The sequence below is a fragment of the Coleofasciculus sp. E2-BRE-01 genome (genome assembly GCF_040221695.1).
GTDB lineage: Bacteria > Cyanobacteriota > Cyanobacteriia > Cyanobacteriales > Coleofasciculaceae > Coleofasciculus.
On record NZ_JAVKEA010000198.1, the window covers coordinates 1 to 18,406 of the forward strand.

Here is an 18,406-nt window from a genome sequence, read left to right on the forward strand (position 1 = left end):
GTGCTAAATTGTTAGTTTGATTTGCCGGAACATGGGACAGCAATAGCTTTAACCAATTTTACCCGGATTTCAAGAGAGTTTTGAGGCGGTGAAAAGCGGCAATCATTGTGTGGCAAGCTTCCTGGTTCATTAAAGCTGATACTTTAGCCCACTAAGTCCGGAAGACCCGAAAAGGGCTTGATATTTCGGCGAGTCTCGCCTGAAGGTTTCTGAGAAGTTTTGCCAAAAGCTCATTAATCACTTCCTTGCCAATATCAAGATAATGAAGTTTGAATGTGTTTCCAGAAAGCGCGAAGAGGAACACCAGATGTAGTTCCTGGCTCAAGCGAACGACCCGCACGCCCTATACCCAGGTTTCCCCGATGAATAGCCACTAATTGCCAATCCCGATTAAAAATTGGCGCACCAGATGAACCCTCATCGGTACTGATGTTGTGGTCGATGTACTCCTCTCCCACTTGCACAATCTGACCCAAGCCAGAAATTACAATATGCTGTCCCCGTGGATGGTGAATCAGACGAATTTCCTGACTACTATCTAGTATGGCATTGATGCAGTTAGTTATCCGTTGTCTCGGCTCACCTTTGACTTTGAGCAAAGCGTAATCGAGTTGATTAGAGCGTATCGCCGTATCCAGATCGAGTTCAAAGACATCTGAGTCTAAGGAGTAGCTCCCGAATGTGTAGTTAAAACGTACCCAGGCTTCTTGCACCTGACTTTTGCTAAAAATGTGGTTACAGGTGAGCAGCAGATTCTTGCCGATTAGAACACCAGTACCAATGCCTTGTCCTTTGGGGGACTCAATTCTGCCAACTGCATTACGAGCTGCTAAAGCCTTAAAATTTTCCTGTCCCTGCTCAACTAATCGAGAGAATAGAGCAACATCTTGATCAGCTAGTCCATAGAGCGGAGCGAGTTCGCATAGGTACTTGAGTAAACTCACCATCGGGTGATAATCCAAGCGCCGATTAGAGATGGGATAAATTTTAAACGCTGCGACTAACGCTGGAGCAAATTTAGTGGGTGTTGCACCCAGTTTCAGATTGCTTAGAAGAGCAATATCAACACCAGCGCTCTCCAGAACCTCTTGGCGCTCACTGGCATCGTTAACCTTAAGAGCAAATTGGTTTAGCGCCAACATTAAAGGTGTAACATCTTTCTGCTCTAAAAATAATTCAGGATTCATAATACTTTCATCTGTCCAGCTTAAATTTGAGTCGGCAAATTGAGATAAGTCTTCCTAGAAACTCTTCAAGTTGTACAGGTTCCATAAACTACATCTCAATTATTCTGTAGACTACTCTTCGTACATAGAAACCAACTTAGACGAGATTCTGTTCTCCATGAAACAGCATCAAGACAGCAGTATCAAATATGATTAAATTATTGAGTAGTGTCCTTATTCAGTTATAAAACATTCCCAGGTTCTGCCTGGAAACTAGGGAGGCAGAGCCTGGGAACGAGGGAGGGAAGAATATCTCTAGCAACTACAGGACTTATGCAGGTACATCATATATGGTGGCAATGGTGCGTTACGCTACGAAGATAGCACCCTACAGATAGAGGCGTTGCGTAAGTCCTAAACCAGCGAGATTACTGACGCCAGACTTCATCGACAACATCCCCGGATGAACCCACTAATTGGATATGCAAGGGCATTTGACCAAAGGCATGGGTGGAACAGCTTAAGCAGGGGTCAAAGGCGCGAATTCCGGCTTCAACTCGGTTTAATAACCCTTCAGGTATTTCATTCCCGTGGATGTAATGTTTGGCAATTTGTGCCACGGTTTTGTTCATCGCCAAGTTATTTTGACCCGTGGCAATAATCATGTTGACTTTCTTGATAATGCCATTTTCATCCACATTATAGTGGTGGAACAATGTACCTCTGGGCGCTTCACTGACACCAATCCCTTCTAAACTGTTAATTCCGGCTTCCGCACGAGTGCGTTTGGAGACAATATCTGGGTCATTGACTAATTGCTCAATCCGTTCTAAAGCTGCCAGAATTTCCACTAAGCGGGCATAGTGATAGAAAAAGGATGACGTGGCTACACCGCCTGCGCGATCGCGAAATTCTTGTAACTCCCGATCCGCCGCTTCCGTTCCCATGCGATCGCAGATATTCAGTCGGGCTAATGGACCCACCCGATAAATCCCATCCGGGTATCCTAAAGGTTTATAGTAGGGGAATTTCAGATAAGACCAGGGTTCAACGGCTTCACCCATAAAGTCTTGATAATCATCCTCACTGAGTCCATCAGCTACCATATTCCCTTCACTATCTTTGAAGCGAAGATGACCATCATAATGTTCCCAGACTCCATCTTTACCGACTAACCCCATAAACAGGGAGGGGAACAAACCAAAGGTTTCTACCTCGGTGGAAAACTTATCTAATAACTGCTTAAACAAGCCCAGCGCGGTATCGAGAGTCGCCCGAGATTCCGGTAAGCGATCGCGTATCCAAGCTCGCCCCTCTTCCGATAAAGGCGATCTTACACCCCCAGGAACCGCCCAAGCCGGGTGAATCTTCTTCGCCCCCAACAGTTCGATCACCGTTTGACCAAACTGGCGTAAGCGAATCCCACTGCGGGCTAAATCCGGATCAGCCGCAATTAAGCCAAACACATTTCGAGTCGCCGGATCACTATCCCAACCCAATAAAAAGTCAGGACTACTCAAATGGAAAAACGACAGGGCGTGAGACTGGGTAATTTGTCCCAAATTCATCATCCGCCGCAATTTCTCACCCGCAGGTGGAACTTTCACCGCTTGAATTTTATCCCCCGTTTTTGCCGACGCCAGTAAATGACTCACCGGACAAATCCCACAAATTCGGGCAGTAATCCCCGCCATTTCCCACATCGGGCGTCCTTCACAGAACTTTTCAAAACCCCGGAATTCCACCACATGAAATCTCGCGTCTTCTACTTCCCCCGCATCATCCAGAAAAATAGAAATTTTCGCGTGTCCTTCAATACGAGTAACCGGATCAATAACAACTGTTTTAGCCATAACTTTTTTTGTCCTTCGTCCTTTGTCCTTTGTTTTCTTTTTCCGAATGACCAATGACCAATGACCAATGACTAATGACTATCCAAACTTAATCATTTCCCGTCCTTCCATAACGGGTTGTTCCCCTCGCAGTAGGGGTTCGATAGTTGCTTGAATTCGGTCGGCTGGTGGTGGACATCCCGGCATAAATAAATCAACGTGAACCAACTCATGTACCGGACGCACGCGGTCTAGTAATTCTGGCACAATTCCAGGGAAATTAGGTAATTGGGGATTCGCATCTCCCAACTCCAGATAACAGCGCTTCAGCACCGGTTCTGCCCCTCCTAACATATTCCGTAAGGCTGGTACGTTGGCAGTTACAGCACAATCGCCAAAGGAAATCAGGAATTTGGTGCGTTCTCTGGCGATGCGAATTAACTCCAAGTTTTCCTCATTCGCGACACCCCCTTCTACTAAACAAACATCCACGTCTTCGGGGTACTCTTTAACATCAGAAGCTACTGGACTGTAAACCACATCCACTTTCTCAGCCAGTTCCAGTAGCCATTCGTCTAAATCCAGAAAGGACATGTGACAGCCCGAACAGCCACACAACCAAATCGTCGCTAATTTTATTTTTGCCATGTTTTATGTCTCCCAACAATTGGTGATTGGTGATTGGTGATTGAGGATTTGTTAAAGAAAAGAGAACAGGGAACAGGGAACAGGGAATAGGCAATAGGCAATAGGCAATGGGCAATGGGCAATGGGCAATAGGTAAGGTAGAGTTTTGAGTTAACTTCCCCTATCTCCCCTATCTTCCCTATCTTCCCCATCTTCCCTATCTTCCCCATCTTCCCTATCTTCCCCATCTTCCCCAGCTTCCCCAGCTTCCCCCGCTTTCCTACGTCACCGAGTCCACTTATGGTTTTCCCGTGCTGTGACTAAAAATTCTACTTTCCCTCTGTCTTTTTCCATTTCCGCGACTGTGGAACCCTTGCGGAAAAGAGAACCTGTGGGACAAGCATCCACACACTTACCACAAGAAGTACAGGCTTCCACCTCTCCCCAAGGCTGAGCCAACCCGCTAATGATACGGGAAGCCGGACCCCGCCCTGCCACATCCCAGACGTGAGCGCCTTCGATTTCGTCACAGACTCGCACACAACGAGTACAGAGAATACAGCGGTTGTGATCAAGACCGAAGCGATCATGAGATACATCCACGTCTCGTTGTGGGAAACGATAGGGGAAACGGGTGTGATCCATTCCCACCTCAATCGCCGCATCTTGCAATTGGCAATTGCCATTCACTACACAGACGGCGCAGATGTGATTCCCTTCGGAAAACAGCATCTCGACAACCATGCGGCGGTATTCTTGGAGCGTTTCGGTATTGGTATGAACTTTCATTCCCTCCGACACCTCAGTAACGCAGGCAGGTAGGAGTTTGTTAATCCCTTCAATTTCTACCAAACACAACCGACAAGCACCCACATCAGTGACCCCTTCCAGATGACACAACGTAGGAATATGAACACCTGCTTCTTTGGCTGCGGTTAGGAGGGTTGCACCTTCTTCAATGGCTACATCAACGCCATCAATGGTCAATGTTTTTACTGACATATCTTTTGTCCTTTGTCATTTGTCCTTTGTCATTTGTCCTTGGTCATTTGTCATTTGTCATTTGTCTTTTGTCAACAACCTGATAAATGACTGAGGAATAAGGGCGGGTTTTGTTGCTCAGTTATCAGCTCTTAATTCGTGTTAGTCCCTAAACCCGCCCCTACAGTACATTAAAGAAGCCCCTACAATTGACTGATGACTTATGACTTCACTGCCACTTTTTCATTCGGGCTATCTTGAAGTAACGTCAGATACTCATCCCGGAAGTAGCGCAACGTACTCATGACGGGATTCGGTGCAGTCTGACCCAAACCGCACAAGCTGGTGTCTTTCACCATGCCACAGAGCTGTTCGAGTTGTTCGATATCCCTCATTGTGGCTTCTCCCTTGAGGATTTTGGTCAGTGCTTGGTACATTTGCACTGTTCCGACTCGACAGGGGATGCATTTGCCGCAGGTTTCTCCCCGACAGAATTCCATATAGAACTGAGCTACCTCAATCATGCTGGTGGTTTTATCCATCACCACCATGCCACCCGAACCCATCATCGAGCCGATTGTGACCAGTGAGTCGTAGTCTACTGGGGTATCCAGTAGGGATGCGGGGATACAACCGCCAGAAGGTCCCCCCGTTTGTACTGCCTTCACTTCACCATCTGGCACACCGCCGCCCATTTCTTCAACAATTTCGCGTAGGGTAATGCCCATTGGCACTTCAATTAAACCATTGTTGCGGATTTTACCCGTTAGAGCGAACACTTTTGTGCCTTTGCTCTTTTCGGTGCCGATATTGGCGTACCATTCGGCTCCTTCCCGAATGATGACCGCAATGTTGGCAAAGGTTTCCACATTATTAATTAAAGTCGGACATCCCCATAATCCTGATTGCGCCGGATAGGGGGGGCGGGGGCGGGGTAAACCTCGTCCGCCTTCGACGGAGGCAATTAAGGCGGTTTCTTCACCGCAGACAAAAGCCCCTGCACCGATGCGGATATCCACTTTGAAGTCAAAGGGAGAGTCGAAGATTTGACTCCCTAAAATGCTGAGTCGTTTAGCTTGCTTGATTGCCTTTTGCAGGCGCTCGATCGCGAGGGGATATTCCGCCCGAACATAGATGAACGCTTGGGTAGCACCCACCGCATATCCGGCGATCGCCATTCCTTCTAAAACCCGATGGGGGTCACTCTCTAACACCGAGCGATCCATGAACGCACCGGGATCACCCTCATCTGCATTACAAATTACATATTTTTGCTCCCCAGGCATCTTCGCCATGGTTGCCCATTTCAATCCCGTGGGATAGCCGCCGCCACCGCGCCCGCGCAACCCACTCTTGCTGATTTCATCGACAACTTCCGCCGGGGTCATATCATGAATAACTTTATACAGGGATTGATATCCCCCCGCCGCAATATATTCTTCAATCCGTTCCGGGTCAATTTTGCCACTGGTTTCCCGGACGATTCGCATTTGGCGAGCAAAAAAGGGGTGATTCATATCGCCCTCATCCGCCGTGGCTGTCCCGCCGTTGAGTGATTCAATAATACTGGCAGCATCATCGGGCGTGACTTCCTCGTAGAGTTTGTCCTGGGGATCGATTTCCACCAAAGGACCTCGCCCACAGAACCCCATACACCCCACACCGACGACTTGCACGCGATCGCCTAAATCTGCTGCTTTAACTGCTCCCTCTAAATTTTTCTTTACACCCAAGGAATTCGCGGCTTGGCAACCCGTTGACGTACAACAATGCACGCGGATGCTTTTTTTCGCCTTGCGTTCTTCCTCAGCAATGTCTTGCAGTTCCGTTAAATCCATAATTTTCTCTCCTCATCAGTGGTGGAATAAACCCACCCGCAAAAACGTAATCCGACCCAGCGCCATGTAGAGACGTAGTATGCTACATCTCTACTCCATCCATCCCTTCACCTTCTCCAGTGCCAATTCTGCGGTTTGTTTCGGCGCAACTGTGCCATCAAACACCACGGCTGGGGCGATACCGCAGGCACCGAGACAACGGGCGCTGAGCAAGGACATTTCGCCATCGGGGGTGGTGTCACCCACTTGGATGCCAAGATGTTCCTCTAGTGCTGATAGCACTTGTCCGCCGCCTTTGACGTAACAAGCCGTACCCGTACAAACCACACAAGTATGAGCGCCACCGGGCTTCAGGGAGAACAGGTGGTAAAATGTCGCCACCCCATACACCCGACTCAGGGGGAGTTTTAGCCCTCGTGCAATGTACAACAGCACGTCCTCCTCCAGATAGCCAAAGGCTTCCTGTGCCTTGTGGAGAACTTCAATCAAAACATCGGAACGATACTGAGCCCGCTTCATGGTGATATCCAGGACTTTGAAGCGCTTATCACCACTGGGGTGTCCTTTCTTGGCTTCCTTCGGTTTTTTAGTCGTAGTGGTGTCTGCACGAGCCGTGGGCGCAGTTGCCATAGTTAACTCTCCTTATAGGTAAGTATCTGTAGGGTGGGCATTTGCCCACCCCACAACCGATTTACATCGCTGGGACAGCAGGTTGGGTATCGGATTTGATATTGCTATCACCGATCGCACCATTGCCGTTGACGGTTTCGACATCAGGAACCTCGCCTAAGTCGCCATAATAGGCTTTGGTGAGGATTTCCTTGAGATCTTCAATCAAGGGGTAGCGGGGGTTTGCGCCAGTACACTGATCATCGAATGCCTGATCTGCAACTTCATCCAGCTTGGCGAAGAATTCTGCTTCACTTTCCTTAATCACATCCTTAAGCGCCGCCGGAATCCCCACCTGACGCTTGAGTTCCTCAATCGCCCCAACTAGTCGATTGATTTTCTCCTCTTCGGTATCGCCACCCAAATGCAGGTAATCAGCAATCCGAGAATAGCGCCATTTGGCATTGGGATACTTGTATTGGGAGAATGTCGCCTGCTTAAAGGGCGCATCCGTGGCGTTATAGCGAATAACATGGGAAATTAACATGGCATTCGCTAACCCGTGGGGGACATGGAAAATAGCCCCTAATTGGTGTGCCATGGAGTGACAAATTCCCAGGAAACTATTGGCAAACGCCATTCCCGCCATTGTGGCGGCATAGTGCATTTTCTCCCGCGCCTTGGGATCATGGGCACCATTTTTGTATGCCGAAGGCAAGTATTTAAAGATTAGGCGAATTGCCTCTAGTGCCAACCCATTGGTATATTCACTAGCTAACACCGAAACATAAGCTTCTAAAGCGTGAGTCAAGGCATCGACGCCCCCGAATGCGGTGAGACTCTTGGGCATATTCAGGACTAATTCGGGGTCTACGATCGCCATATTTGGCGTCAAGGCATAGTCTGCCAAGGGATACTTGATATCATTGCGGCGATCGGTTACTACCGCAAACGGTGTCACTTCTGAACCCGTTCCCGATGTCGTGGGAATCGCTACCATCATCGCTTTCTCACCCAAGGGGGGCAGTTCATACACCCGTTTGCGGATATCCATGAACCGCATCGCTAACCCCTCAAATTCAATCTCTGGATGCTCATACATCAGCCACATAATTTTGGCAGCATCCATGGGCGAACCCCCACCCAAGGCGATAATCACATCGGGCTTGAAGGTGTTCATCAACGTCAATCCCCGTTGTACGGTTTCTAAGGAGGGGTCTGGCTCTACGTCATAGAAGATATCGTATTTGATACCAATTTCAGCCAAAACCTCTTCGAGGCTAGCCGTCATTCCTAGATCGTAAATGGGTTTGTCGGTGACGATAAATGCCCGTTCTTTCCCCGCTAACTCCCGCAGGGCGATGGGTAGAGACCCATACTTAAAGTACACCTTGGGCGGTATCCGGAACCACAACATATTTTCCCGCCGTTCCGCGATCGTTTTTATGTTCAGCAGGTGTTCCGGTCCGACATTTTCACTGATGGAGTTCCCTCCCCATGTACCGCAACCTAACGTCAACGAGGGATCAAGGCGGAAGTTATAGATATCCCCGATCGCACCTTGGGAGGAGGGGGTGTTAATTAAGACGCGAGACGCCTGAACTTGGTCTTCAAACCGTTTAATATGGTCAGCATTGGCTGGATTGGTGTACAGCACCGCCGTATGTCCACGTCCGCCAAATTCAACCAATTGTCCGGCTTTGTCTACCGCATCCTCAAAATCTTTAGCCCGATACATTGCCAGAACGGGGGAGAGTTTCTCGAAGGAAAAGGGTTCATCAGTGCCAATCTTTTCCACTTCGCCAATAATCACCCGGGTTTGTTCCGGTAAGGCAAATCCAGCTAATTCGGCTAACTTCTCAACAGGTTGACCGACAATTTCGGCATTTAAGCGCCCATTGACAATAATTTTACTCCCCATTTTTTCCCGTTCTTCTGGCTTCAAGAAGTAAGCGCCGCGATTAATAAATTCTTGGCGCACCTCCTCGTAAACATTATCCAAGACAATCACCGACTGCTCACTGGCGCAGATCATGCCATTGTCAAAGGTTTTACTCAGAATAATCGAAGACACCGCCATTTTAATGTGAGCGCTGGAATCAATTACCGCTGGCGTGTTTCCTGCACCAACACCGAGAGACGGATGACCCGAAGAATAGGCGGCTTTCACCATTCCCGGACCCCCTGTCGCCAGGATCAGCTTCACATCGGGGTGCTGCATTAAGGCTTGGGAAAGGGGAACCGTGGGTTCATCAATCCAGCCGATAATATGCTCGGGTGCGCCAGCCGCTACCGCCGCGTCTAAGACCACTTTTGCCGCTTCCAGGGTGCATTGTTTGGCACGGGGATGAGGGGAGAAGATAATCCCATTGCGCGTTTTCAGGGCAATCAGTGCTTTAAAAATTGCGGTTGATGTGGGGTTGGTGGTGGGGACGATCCCGGCTAAAATACCAACGGGTTCAGCAATTTTCTGGAAGCCGAACGATTTATCCTCTTCGACAACACCACAGGTTTTGTCGTGTTTGTACTTGTTGTAGATCATTTCCGAGGCAAAGTGGTTTTTAATCACCTTGTCCTCAACCACTCCCATTGCCGTTTCACTAACGGCTAATTTTGCCAGAGGAATCCGGGCTGCATTAGCCGCGAGTGCCGCTTTTTTAAAGATGGCATCGACCTGCTCTTGCGTGTAGCCAGCGTATTGGGTTTGAGCATTTTTAACCCGTTGAATTAATTCTTCGAGTTCCTGATGGTTTGTGACTTTGATCATGTTAGTTGCAGTAAGTCTCGTCATGCGTATTGATTACAGTCCTCACACCCACTTTTGATTTTGTTCTGGTTATTACTCGCTCGTGTAGAAATCGGGCAGGTTTCCCGGCTAAAGCGACTAAGTTTCTCCTTAAGTCGTCACCGAGATAAGTCCTATCTCCGGTTGTTTATAATCTGTGGTCTTAAGCGAAGTCCAAGGCATATTTTCCTGTCCTTTGTCCTAACCTATCGTCTGTTCTGATTACCGTTTCATCGCTGGCAATAGTATCGACTCCCAGTATAAAGTGGGCGGGGAAAGCAAAAAATCTCCTAATGGGAATACTCACATCTGATCCTCCTAATTCCCTAGGATGATTAACCAAATGATCAACAAGCAGACCGTTCCTCCCAATGCAGTATAGATCAAGGATTCATGTCTAGGGAAGTCCTAAGAATCTAAGAAATACTTTTTCCTCCCGTCACACCTACTATACTATCTCGAATGGGAGATTTGTAAACCAATAAATCCATGATTTTTTTAAGATTGCGCTAGACTTAAGCCTCCTTAATTTTAGACTTTCTTAATAAACAACGTTTGAGTTGTTCAAACGCCAGACTAGCTTTTTTCAACCTGCCAAAACTGTTAACCATGAACCAAGTATCGGACAAGGCGGTTGCATGTCCTTAATAGCACTTGCCGTATCGGTTTGTCGATAGGGGAAGATGGCGTGAGGGGGAGATGGGGTGAGGGGTGAGGGGGAGAAGTTTTTATGATGAGTGAGACAGCCATACCCCTACTGATGCGACGGGGTTCCTCTATCTCCAGACGTAAACGTTGCAAACTTAAAATAAACTTAACACAATGAAATTATTCTTTTAATATTGATAGGCGATGACGACCACTGACGAACTAAAATCCCGACCCTTACCTCCCGGTGATTTCGGTTTACCGTTGATTGGGGAAACCATCCAGTTTTTCCGTGATCCCGACTTTGCCCAGAAGCGTCATCAAAAGTATGGGTCGATATTCAAGACCAAGTTATTTGGACGTCCCACGGTGATGATTAGTGGTTCCGAGGCGAATCGCTTTGTCTTCACCCATGAGAACCAGTACTTTACCAGCACCTTCCCCCCCAGCACAAAAATACTCTTGGGACCTGCGTCTCTAGCGGTACAGGGCGGTTCAAACCATCTGCAACGACGCAAAATCCTCTCCCAAGCCTTTCAACCTAGGGCATTAGCGGGATATTTGACCGCGATGGCAGAGATTGCCCAGGGTTATCTACATAAATGGGAGCATCTGGGTACATTGACATGGTATCCAGAACTGAGAAATCTAACCTTTGATATCGCCTGCAAATTGTTGGTGGGACTAGACGCTGCCTCAGAAACGAATCTGGGACAATGGTTTGAAGAGTGGTGTAAAGGGTTGTTTAGCATCGCCTTACCCTTACCGTGGACGAAATTTGGTCGTGCGTTGCATTGCCGCAAGCAGCTATTAAACCAGATTGAACAGATTATCCGCCAACGCCAGCAATCCAGCAACCCTGGTCAAGATGCATTGGGACTGCTATTGCAAGCGCGGGATGAACAGGGTAATCGTCTGAGTTTAGAGGAACTCAAAGACCAAATCTTGTTGTTGCTCTTTGCCGGTCATGAAACGTTAACATCGGCACTGGCGTCTACTTGTCTTCTCTTAGCCCAGCATCCCGATATTGTAGCCGCCATCCGCGCCGAACAACAGCAACTGAATCTGCAACGTCCATGGACAATGGAAGATTTAAAGCAGATGACCTATCTCGAACAAGTTCTCAAGGAAGTCATGCGTCTGATTCCCCCAGTTGGCGGTGGGTTTCGGGAAGTGATTCAGTCTTGCGAGTTAGATGGTTATCAGTTACCAAAAGGATGGTCAGTTCAATATCAAATTAGCAGAACTCATCACGATAGTGATATTTATACGCAACCAGAACAATTTGACCCAGAACGGTTTAATCCAGAACGGGCGGAGGATAAATCCAAACCCTTTAGTTATGTTCCCTTTGGCGGTGGGGTGCGCGAATGTTTAGGACGAGAGTTTGCCAAATTGGAGATGAAATTATTTACCGCATTGTAAGTGCGCGATTATCAGTGGGAACTACTTCCGGAACAGAATCTGGATATGGTTGTAGTACCTACACCCCATCCCCGCGATGGTTTGCGGGTTAAGTTTTGGCGGCGAGATGGTGAAAATTAGGTCTTTGTTACATACTCACGTAGGGTGGGTTAGGCGGGGCTTAAATTCAGACGATAATGATTAATGAACTATCCGCCGTAACCCACCGATAAGCTGTCATTCATTTAAATTAAGAATGGGTAGCGAACAAGATGCTCAATGTAGCGAGCAAGATGCTCAATGTAGCGAGCAAGATGCTCGCACTACTACGGCAAGGATGAGAGAGCCATTATTGACATTAAGGTTTAAATGCCGAACAGCTTATTAATCGGATTCCTTCATAACCTTTTATAAAGGGCGCAAAGAATTGCGCCCCTACAAACGGCATATATTATTTAAATAAATGCGACGTTGATGTCCAATTCTCCACTGATATAAACCCTACCTAGATTAAATAATACATTCTCAGCATTAATAGTGGTGGGTTACGGCGGATAACTCATTGAATAGTTATCCTCTCCATTAAAGTCCCGCCTAACCCACCCTACGTTTTTTCTTGATTTACGTTTTTTTGATCAAAGTATTTCCCCCTGGTCTCTTTTTTTGAGACAAAGGGTTTTTTATTCTGTGTGTCAATGTTGTAATATTGCTACAAAATTAGCAGAGGGGTTGGGGATGAGGGCTGGCTGAGGCGATACACAGACAATGGGAACGGGAATACTGAGAAAAAATCCCCCAGTTGTCAGTAGTAGGTAACAGCAGCAATGGCTAAGCGATCGCTAAAAGCATCCACTATCGGTATCACCCAGGCAAAACAAGCGTTTGAACGCAAGGGATGGACACAAGAATACCTCGCCGCCCAAGTGGGTTTAGAAACCCGCCACTCGGTTTGGAAGTTTTTTCGCGGGAAACCGATTGATCGAGCCTATTTTATTGACATCTGTTTTCAATTAGATCTGGATTGGCAAGATATTGCCGATTTTCCGCCAACCTCTGTACCCTCAACCCCAACACCGGAATGCAATACGCCCAGCCAAATTGACGCTTGGGTGCAATTGATGCGATCGCAACTCCAGGATCACATCCAGGTTCAAGCGGGTATCTTGCAATCCTCCTTTGATGTCACCCAGCCTCTACTCCTAGATCACCTCTATACCCACGTCAAAATTTTGCCCCACCTCACCCATCAGCGATGGCTTGAGGTGTCTGACTTACAGGGTTCTCAGCCCAAAGCAGGCGATCGCGTTCGCTTAACTCAACTTAATCAACCCGCCATTCCCGGAATGGAGGCGGTGATGATGCATTCTAAACTAGCAATTCTCGGTAAACCGGGTGCAGGTAAAACCACATTTTTACAATATCTTGCCCTTCAATGCAATGCAGGTCATTTTAAACCAGACTGTATTCCCGTCTTTATCTCCCTGAGACAATTTACCAAACAAGCCCGAACTACTGGTAATTTCAGTTTCCTCAATTATCTGAGTACGAAGTGGAAAACTTTTGGCATTTCTCCAGAACAGATAGAACCCTTACTTCAACACGGGAAAGTCCTACTATTACTCGATGGTTTAGATGAAGTGCCCAAAGCCGATACCCCAGAATTGCTGCAACAGATACAACTCTTTGCAGATGAGTATTACCAAAATCAAATTATTATTACCAGTCGCATCGCCGCTCAACAATACCACTTTCGCGGATTTACCTATGTCGAGTTAGCCGATTTTGACGCCCATCAAATTGAAACCTTTGCCAAAAAATGGTTTACTGCAACCAACAAAAATTATCAGCCAGTCGGCTTAGCCAAAGCCGCTCAATTTCTGGAACAATTACACCATCCCGAAAACCAACCGATTCGAGAACTCGTCGTTACGCCAATTTTACTTAGTTTAGTCTGTTCCGTATTTCAGGAACGGGCAACCTTTCCCAGCAAACGCGCCAAACTCTATCAGGCAGGATTAGATATTTTGCTAGTGCGCTGGGATAAAGCCAGAGGAATCCAACGGGATCAAACCTATCGCAACTTACAGCTTCCTGATAAGATAAAACTCCTGAGTCAAATTGCAGCGACGATGTTTGCACAGGGAAACTACTTTTTTGAAAAAAGTGAAGTTCTGCCGATTATTTCCGACTATCTCCAGAACTTACCCAATGGGAGTCAGGATTTAGAAACCCTGTGGTTAACCAGCGAAGGCGTTCTCAAAGCCATTGAGTTACAGCATGGGTTACTCGTGGAACGGGCGCGAGATATTTATTCCTTTTCTCATCTCACGTTTCAGGAATATCTAACCGCCCGAAAAATTGTCGCAACTCAAAGCACAGAGGCACTGCAACAGTTAGCTACTCACATTACTGATCCCCAATGGAAGGAAGTCTTTTTGCTCACTGTGAGTCTGTTACCTACAGCGGATCTATTACTCCAGCTAATCAAGGAGGAAATTGATCAGTTAGTCAAGGATGATCTGCAAATGAAGACTTTTATTGACACCATTGATCAGAAAGTGAATCAGCTAAAATTGGATTGCCACTCTGCTGCATTACGAGCCTTTTACTGGACATTATTTCAGGATCGGGATTTAAACTTAGCGGTGTCTCTTGATGCCAAGCTAGCCCAGGAATTACCTGGCGATTTAGCCTTAGATTTAACCCTAGCACGGGCATTTGATTTAACTGAAATGCTGATCAAGAAGCCTACGGTTAAACAGATTCTCAACCTAGAATTTGCATTAGATTTTGAGCGAACCTTTCAGTTGGACAAAGCATTTCAGCAGTCTCTCCAGCAAATTAAAGCCCAACTTCCTGATCCCGCCCAAGGAAAAGAAGGGTTACAAGCTTGGTGGCAAGTTAACGGTGAAGCTTGGCTGCAACAGTTTCGTGCTAGTATTATCGAATATCGCGCTATTGGGCAAGATTGGCAGTTTAGTCAAGACCAATGGCAACGATTACAGCAATATTATCAGGCAAATCAGTTTCTCGTTGATTGTCTCAATAGTGAGGGTCAAGTGAGTGCTGAGGTGAGGGCTGAAATCGAAAATAACGTGTTGATTGTTGATGAGGGAAGTTGTGACTCTTCACTTCCTTCGAGGGCATGGCGCGTGAATTTGTAGGGGCGGGTTTAGGCAATTACGTTTCGCTATTGATGATAATGTTTATTCAAAACCCGCCCTGATTATCTGGGGGGTTTCACGATTATTATTTCTTGCCTTCTGCCTTGTCTCCACCAATAGGATAAGTATTCAACTGGACATGATAAGCTGTTATGCATTTAAATTAAGTGTTAGTAGCGAGCAAGATGCTCGCACTACATAGAAAGATTTTGCCATTATTGACAGTAAGGTTTAAATGCCGAACCGCTTATCACTGATGAATAACCACTGGCGTTCCCACAGATGCCCAATTATATAACCACTCGGCGTGATCAACTGCTACATTCACACAACCATGACTCATACGAGTGCCAAAGTTATGGTGCCAATAAGCCCCATGAATCGCATAGCCACCTTGGTAATACATGGTATACGGCACATTAGAAACATCATAACCCGGACCCCGCATGCGATCGCGGCGCAGCTTGGTTTGAATGTTAAAGACACCGGTACGGGTAGGTGTAGCCTGTTTCCCGGTGGAGACAATCACCGCATAGACTTGTTCCCCTCCTTCCCACGCAATTAACCGTTGATTGCTGAGATTAATTTCAATCCAGCGCTGATTCGTATTTTGCAGCGCCGCCATTTTGCTGGCAATCTGTTCAGTGTGGGGTGTAGGGTGGGCGACGGGTGTCTCAAACCCAAACACGGTTGTAGCTAAGGCGACGCCGACTAGGAAAGTTGCAAAACGGCGCCCCCAATGGGCAAATTTGATGCTTTTCATGGAAACTGGGGAGATGACAGCATGATCCTCTTACTTCCATTCTATGGATCACCACTGAATTGGGATCGAAGTTTTTTCGCCCGTTGGGTAATTCCGTGCCAATCCCCAGAGGCGATGAGGGCTTTGGGGAACAAATCTCCCGCCAACCCGACCGCGATCGCACCGGCTGTGATAAAGTCTTTAGCATTGGCGAAGGTGACACCGCCTGTAGGAATCAGGGGAATATGACCCAGAGGTCCTTGTAAGGCTTTAATATAACTAACACCGCCCACCGCCTGAATCGGAAACACCTTAACGCAACTTGCCCCCGCATCCCAAGCCGTCACAATTTCACTGGGAGAAAGAGCGCCAGGAACAATGGGAACTCCCGCATTAACAGCCGTATTAATTAGAGTGATATCAGTATGAGGGGTAAATAGAAACTCAGCCCCAGCCTGAATAGCCTGTTTTACCTGTTCCTGATTTAGTAATGTCCCTGTACCAATCGTACAGTCTGGTAACGCTTGGCGCAGATGACGAATTAAATCCGCAGCAGCATCTGTATTCCAGGTAATCTCAATTAATTTGATTCCCCCTTTCGCTACCGCCTGCGCCATTTGACGTCCTACAGATTGGTCAGACGCCCGAATTACGGCAATGATACGATGTTGTTGTAGAAGAGTCAACCAAGATTGATTTGATATACTCACAACTTTCTACTTACAGATGTCATTTAGCTTAAATCGAATGTCACGCTCCTTAAGCAGAATGTTAGCAACTTAGACGCCAGGAAATCAATTTCCGGAACCCAAGCTCAAGTAAGCTAAAGCTTACTAAGTAAGTACTACAACCCGTTTTAACGGGTTTTAGCTTTTAGCCCGAACTTGAGTTCAGGGCTTTATTAAATGGTATTCTTCCGAGCTATTTTACAGGCTAAAGCCCTTACTACAAACTACAAACTAACTCACCGCTTAGCCGTCGCCGTTTGCAACCATTGCTTAAACTGTTGCTTAACCTCTTGTTCCCGTTGAGCAACAGTTGCACCCGCTTCACCCATCTTATTCTCAACCTCAGCTTGCTTGTGTTCTACCACAGTAGGTTCTACCGTTTGAGATTGGGCTTTTAACTGGTTATACCAAGCGGCAAAATTTTCTAGGCGCTGCTTCAACCGCTCATAGCGACTGCGCTCACTTTCAGTCCCATTACTATCATGATTAACCTCGTGGCTATTCATCGTAACATATTGATGCCGCAAATCCGTATAAGCTTGGCGCAAATAGGGCAACAGGCGACTTTTAAGCGCTTTGGAGACGGCGATAACCATAGATTTAGAAAGAAGCCCAGGGGTTTTGGGCGTAGCTTCCCCGTTTTCGTTCTCCAGTTTATCTGCCCTTGCCAAAATCTCCGATAAATTTTCTTGAATAATCCCGCGAATTTCACCTGTTCCATCTTTCACTTCAGCAAAACTTTTCGAGAACGCCTCTTGAACAATTTCTTGAATTCGTTCTGCCCGTTCCCTTTCTAGAGATTTAGCTTTCTGAAAATCAGTGGTGATGCGTTCTTTAGTAGCTTCAGACATAGTTATTCCTCATCGCTTTGATTAACTTGGTTTCGAGACTTCTGCTAAAAAGCTTGTTCTACTCCCAATTTAATCTTGGCAAATTTATCCGTAAGTTTCCGGTGTGGTTTACCCCTAGTTTTGGCGTGTTACTTCGACAAATTGTAGGAATACTACGACATTAAGTACGGATATCCGACGATTGAGCTTATTTCATCGACTATCCAGTTGAGGCGAATTCCTGTTCCCCCCTTAAAAAGGAGGACTAGGGGGGATCTCCCGATTTTCAATACACGCTTCCCAGTCGTATTGTGCATTTTCCCAACCTACTTGACTCTCTTGAAAGCAGGGAACAGGGAATAAAGGCAGAAGTTAAGGATATATTATTTTACCCTTGGCTTTTGGCTTGATCCTTCGCCACGGATAATTTTTTATTTAAGAGAAAAACAACAAATTGACAATAAGGTCTATATTTATATTTTTTAGTCCCATTGTCAAATTTATCAATTTCCTTACTTAAAATACCAACCGTCCAAGACTTAGATGGATATTTTTTACGCAAGCCCTCAATCAGAGCATCCATAGCCGCTTTGCGATTTCTAGTCAAGGTTTCTAAATTGAGATTCAGAACCTCGTTTAATTCGTTATTAATCGTTTCATCATCAGAGTAGATTTCACCCTTACTGCTGTATTTGATGAAATTCTCACAGTTCTTACTCGCGTCAGCCGGATTAATCGTAATTTCTGTTTCAGCCTTTCTCGTATCACAATGTTGTAAACGTTGAGGTTGACCTTGATTACCTTGACAAGCACCAAGTAAATTTCTGTAATCTAATTGTAAATCTGGATAAATACTCTGGGGTTGCCAATGCTCAATCTTTATAGTATCGTGAGCTATACGTTGCATACAGTAACAACAAATATATCCTTGTTCAATCAGTAATGATTGGCGTAGATCATCTTTTTGTGGATAATTATCATAATCAGCGTAAGGTTGTGAGCGGTGTTCTACTAATGAGCGGGGTTCGTTGCCTTTGACAATATGCTTCACG

The 18,406-nt window shown here is 46.5% G+C and carries 13 protein-coding genes and 1 pseudogene; 2 read left to right on the forward strand and 12 right to left on the reverse strand.

From position 1 onward, the window contains the following. Positions 1–254: 254 nt before the first annotated feature. The 8 genes from RIG66_RS25090 to RIG66_RS25125 form a co-directional block, all read right to left on the reverse strand. Positions 255–1,187, reverse strand: a complete 933-nt coding sequence (locus RIG66_RS25090; RefSeq protein ID WP_446381455.1) for a trypsin-like peptidase domain-containing protein — start codon at positions 1,185–1,187, stop codon at positions 255–257. Between the two features lie 407 nt (positions 1,188–1,594). After that, on the reverse strand, positions 1,595–3,019 hold the full coding sequence (locus tag RIG66_RS25095; RefSeq protein ID WP_446381457.1) for a Ni/Fe hydrogenase subunit alpha: 1,425 nt from the start codon (positions 3,017–3,019) through the stop codon (positions 1,595–1,597). A 78-nt stretch (positions 3,020–3,097) separates the two neighbouring features. Then, positions 3,098–3,646, reverse strand: coding sequence for an NADH-quinone oxidoreductase subunit B family protein (locus tag RIG66_RS25100; protein WP_446381459.1), 549 nt, complete (start codon positions 3,644–3,646; stop codon positions 3,098–3,100). Between the two features lie 264 nt (positions 3,647–3,910). Then, positions 3,911–4,627, reverse strand: coding sequence for a bidirectional hydrogenase complex protein HoxU (gene hoxU / locus RIG66_RS25105; protein ID WP_446381461.1), 717 nt, complete (start codon positions 4,625–4,627; stop codon positions 3,911–3,913). A 200-nt stretch (positions 4,628–4,827) separates the two neighbouring features. Then, complete coding sequence (gene nuoF / locus RIG66_RS25110) at positions 4,828–6,444, reverse strand: NADH-quinone oxidoreductase subunit NuoF (protein WP_446381463.1); 1,617 nt, start codon at positions 6,442–6,444, stop codon at positions 4,828–4,830. Between the two features lie 90 nt (positions 6,445–6,534). Then, positions 6,535–7,074: a bidirectional hydrogenase complex protein HoxE gene (gene hoxE, locus RIG66_RS25115; RefSeq protein WP_446381464.1), complete on the reverse strand. Its 540-nt coding sequence runs from the start codon at positions 7,072–7,074 to the stop codon at positions 6,535–6,537. A 61-nt stretch (positions 7,075–7,135) separates the two neighbouring features. Continuing rightward, on the reverse strand, positions 7,136–9,820 hold the full coding sequence (gene adhE, locus RIG66_RS25120) for a bifunctional acetaldehyde-CoA/alcohol dehydrogenase (protein ID WP_446381466.1): 2,685 nt from the start codon (positions 9,818–9,820) through the stop codon (positions 7,136–7,138). 181 nt (positions 9,821–10,001) lie between these two features. Next, on the reverse strand, positions 10,002–10,145 hold the full coding sequence (locus RIG66_RS25125) for a hypothetical protein (protein ID WP_446381468.1): 144 nt from the start codon (positions 10,143–10,145) through the stop codon (positions 10,002–10,004). Positions 10,146–10,690: 545 nt separating this feature from the next. On the opposite strand from RIG66_RS25125, the pseudogene RIG66_RS25130 reads away from it, so the two are divergent. Further along, positions 10,691–12,031, forward strand: a pseudogene (locus RIG66_RS25130) (cytochrome P450). Positions 12,032–12,714: 683 nt separating this feature from the next. Next, positions 12,715–15,054, forward strand: a complete 2,340-nt coding sequence (locus RIG66_RS25135; protein WP_446381470.1) for an NACHT domain-containing protein — start codon at positions 12,715–12,717, stop codon at positions 15,052–15,054. 250 nt (positions 15,055–15,304) lie between these two features. Here RIG66_RS25135 and RIG66_RS25140 read toward each other — a convergent pair whose 3' ends face one another. The 4 genes from RIG66_RS25140 to RIG66_RS25155 all read right to left on the reverse strand — a co-directional run bounded on the left by RIG66_RS25140 (position 15,305) and on the right by RIG66_RS25155 (position 18,405). After that, positions 15,305–15,817: a L,D-transpeptidase gene (locus RIG66_RS25140; RefSeq protein ID WP_446381472.1), complete on the reverse strand. Its 513-nt coding sequence runs from the start codon at positions 15,815–15,817 to the stop codon at positions 15,305–15,307. A 41-nt stretch (positions 15,818–15,858) separates the two neighbouring features. Next, the gene (locus RIG66_RS25145; RefSeq protein WP_446381516.1) at positions 15,859–16,500 is read right to left on the reverse strand and encodes a bifunctional 4-hydroxy-2-oxoglutarate aldolase/2-dehydro-3-deoxy-phosphogluconate aldolase; all 642 of its coding nucleotides are present in this window, start codon (positions 16,498–16,500) and stop codon (positions 15,859–15,861) included. 260 nt (positions 16,501–16,760) lie between these two features. Continuing rightward, positions 16,761–17,375: a hypothetical protein gene (locus RIG66_RS25150; protein WP_446381474.1), complete on the reverse strand. Its 615-nt coding sequence runs from the start codon at positions 17,373–17,375 to the stop codon at positions 16,761–16,763. 367 nt (positions 17,376–17,742) lie between these two features. Beyond that, on the reverse strand, positions 17,743–18,405 hold the full coding sequence (locus RIG66_RS25155; protein ID WP_446381476.1) for a retron system putative HNH endonuclease: 663 nt from the start codon (positions 18,403–18,405) through the stop codon (positions 17,743–17,745). Position 18,406 lies beyond the last annotated feature (1 nt).

What these genes read in the sequence shown, in the direction of transcription:
- RIG66_RS25090 (WP_446381455.1), bottom strand. Translation starts at nt 1,187, where the DNA reads ATGAATCCTGAATTATTTTTAGAGCAGAAAGATGTTACACCTTTAATG.
- RIG66_RS25095 (WP_446381457.1), bottom strand. Translation starts at nt 3,019, where the DNA reads ATGGCTAAAACAGTTGTTATTGATCCGGTTACTCGTATTGAAGGACAC.
- RIG66_RS25100 (WP_446381459.1), bottom strand. Translation starts at nt 3,646, where the DNA reads ATGGCAAAAATAAAATTAGCGACGATTTGGTTGTGTGGCTGTTCGGGC.
- hoxU (WP_446381461.1), bottom strand. Translation starts at nt 4,627, where the DNA reads ATGTCAGTAAAAACATTGACCATTGATGGCGTTGATGTAGCCATTGAA.
- nuoF (WP_446381463.1), bottom strand. Translation starts at nt 6,444, where the DNA reads ATGGATTTAACGGAACTGCAAGACATTGCTGAGGAAGAACGCAAGGCG.
- hoxE (WP_446381464.1), bottom strand. Translation starts at nt 7,074, where the DNA reads ATGGCAACTGCGCCCACGGCTCGTGCAGACACCACTACGACTAAAAAA.
- adhE (WP_446381466.1), bottom strand. Translation starts at nt 9,820, where the DNA reads ATGATCAAAGTCACAAACCATCAGGAACTCGAAGAATTAATTCAACGG.
- RIG66_RS25135 (WP_446381470.1), top strand. Translation starts at nt 12,715, where the DNA reads ATGGCTAAGCGATCGCTAAAAGCATCCACTATCGGTATCACCCAGGCA.
- RIG66_RS25140 (WP_446381472.1), bottom strand. Translation starts at nt 15,817, where the DNA reads ATGAAAAGCATCAAATTTGCCCATTGGGGGCGCCGTTTTGCAACTTTC.
- RIG66_RS25150 (WP_446381474.1), bottom strand. Translation starts at nt 17,375, where the DNA reads ATGTCTGAAGCTACTAAAGAACGCATCACCACTGATTTTCAGAAAGCT.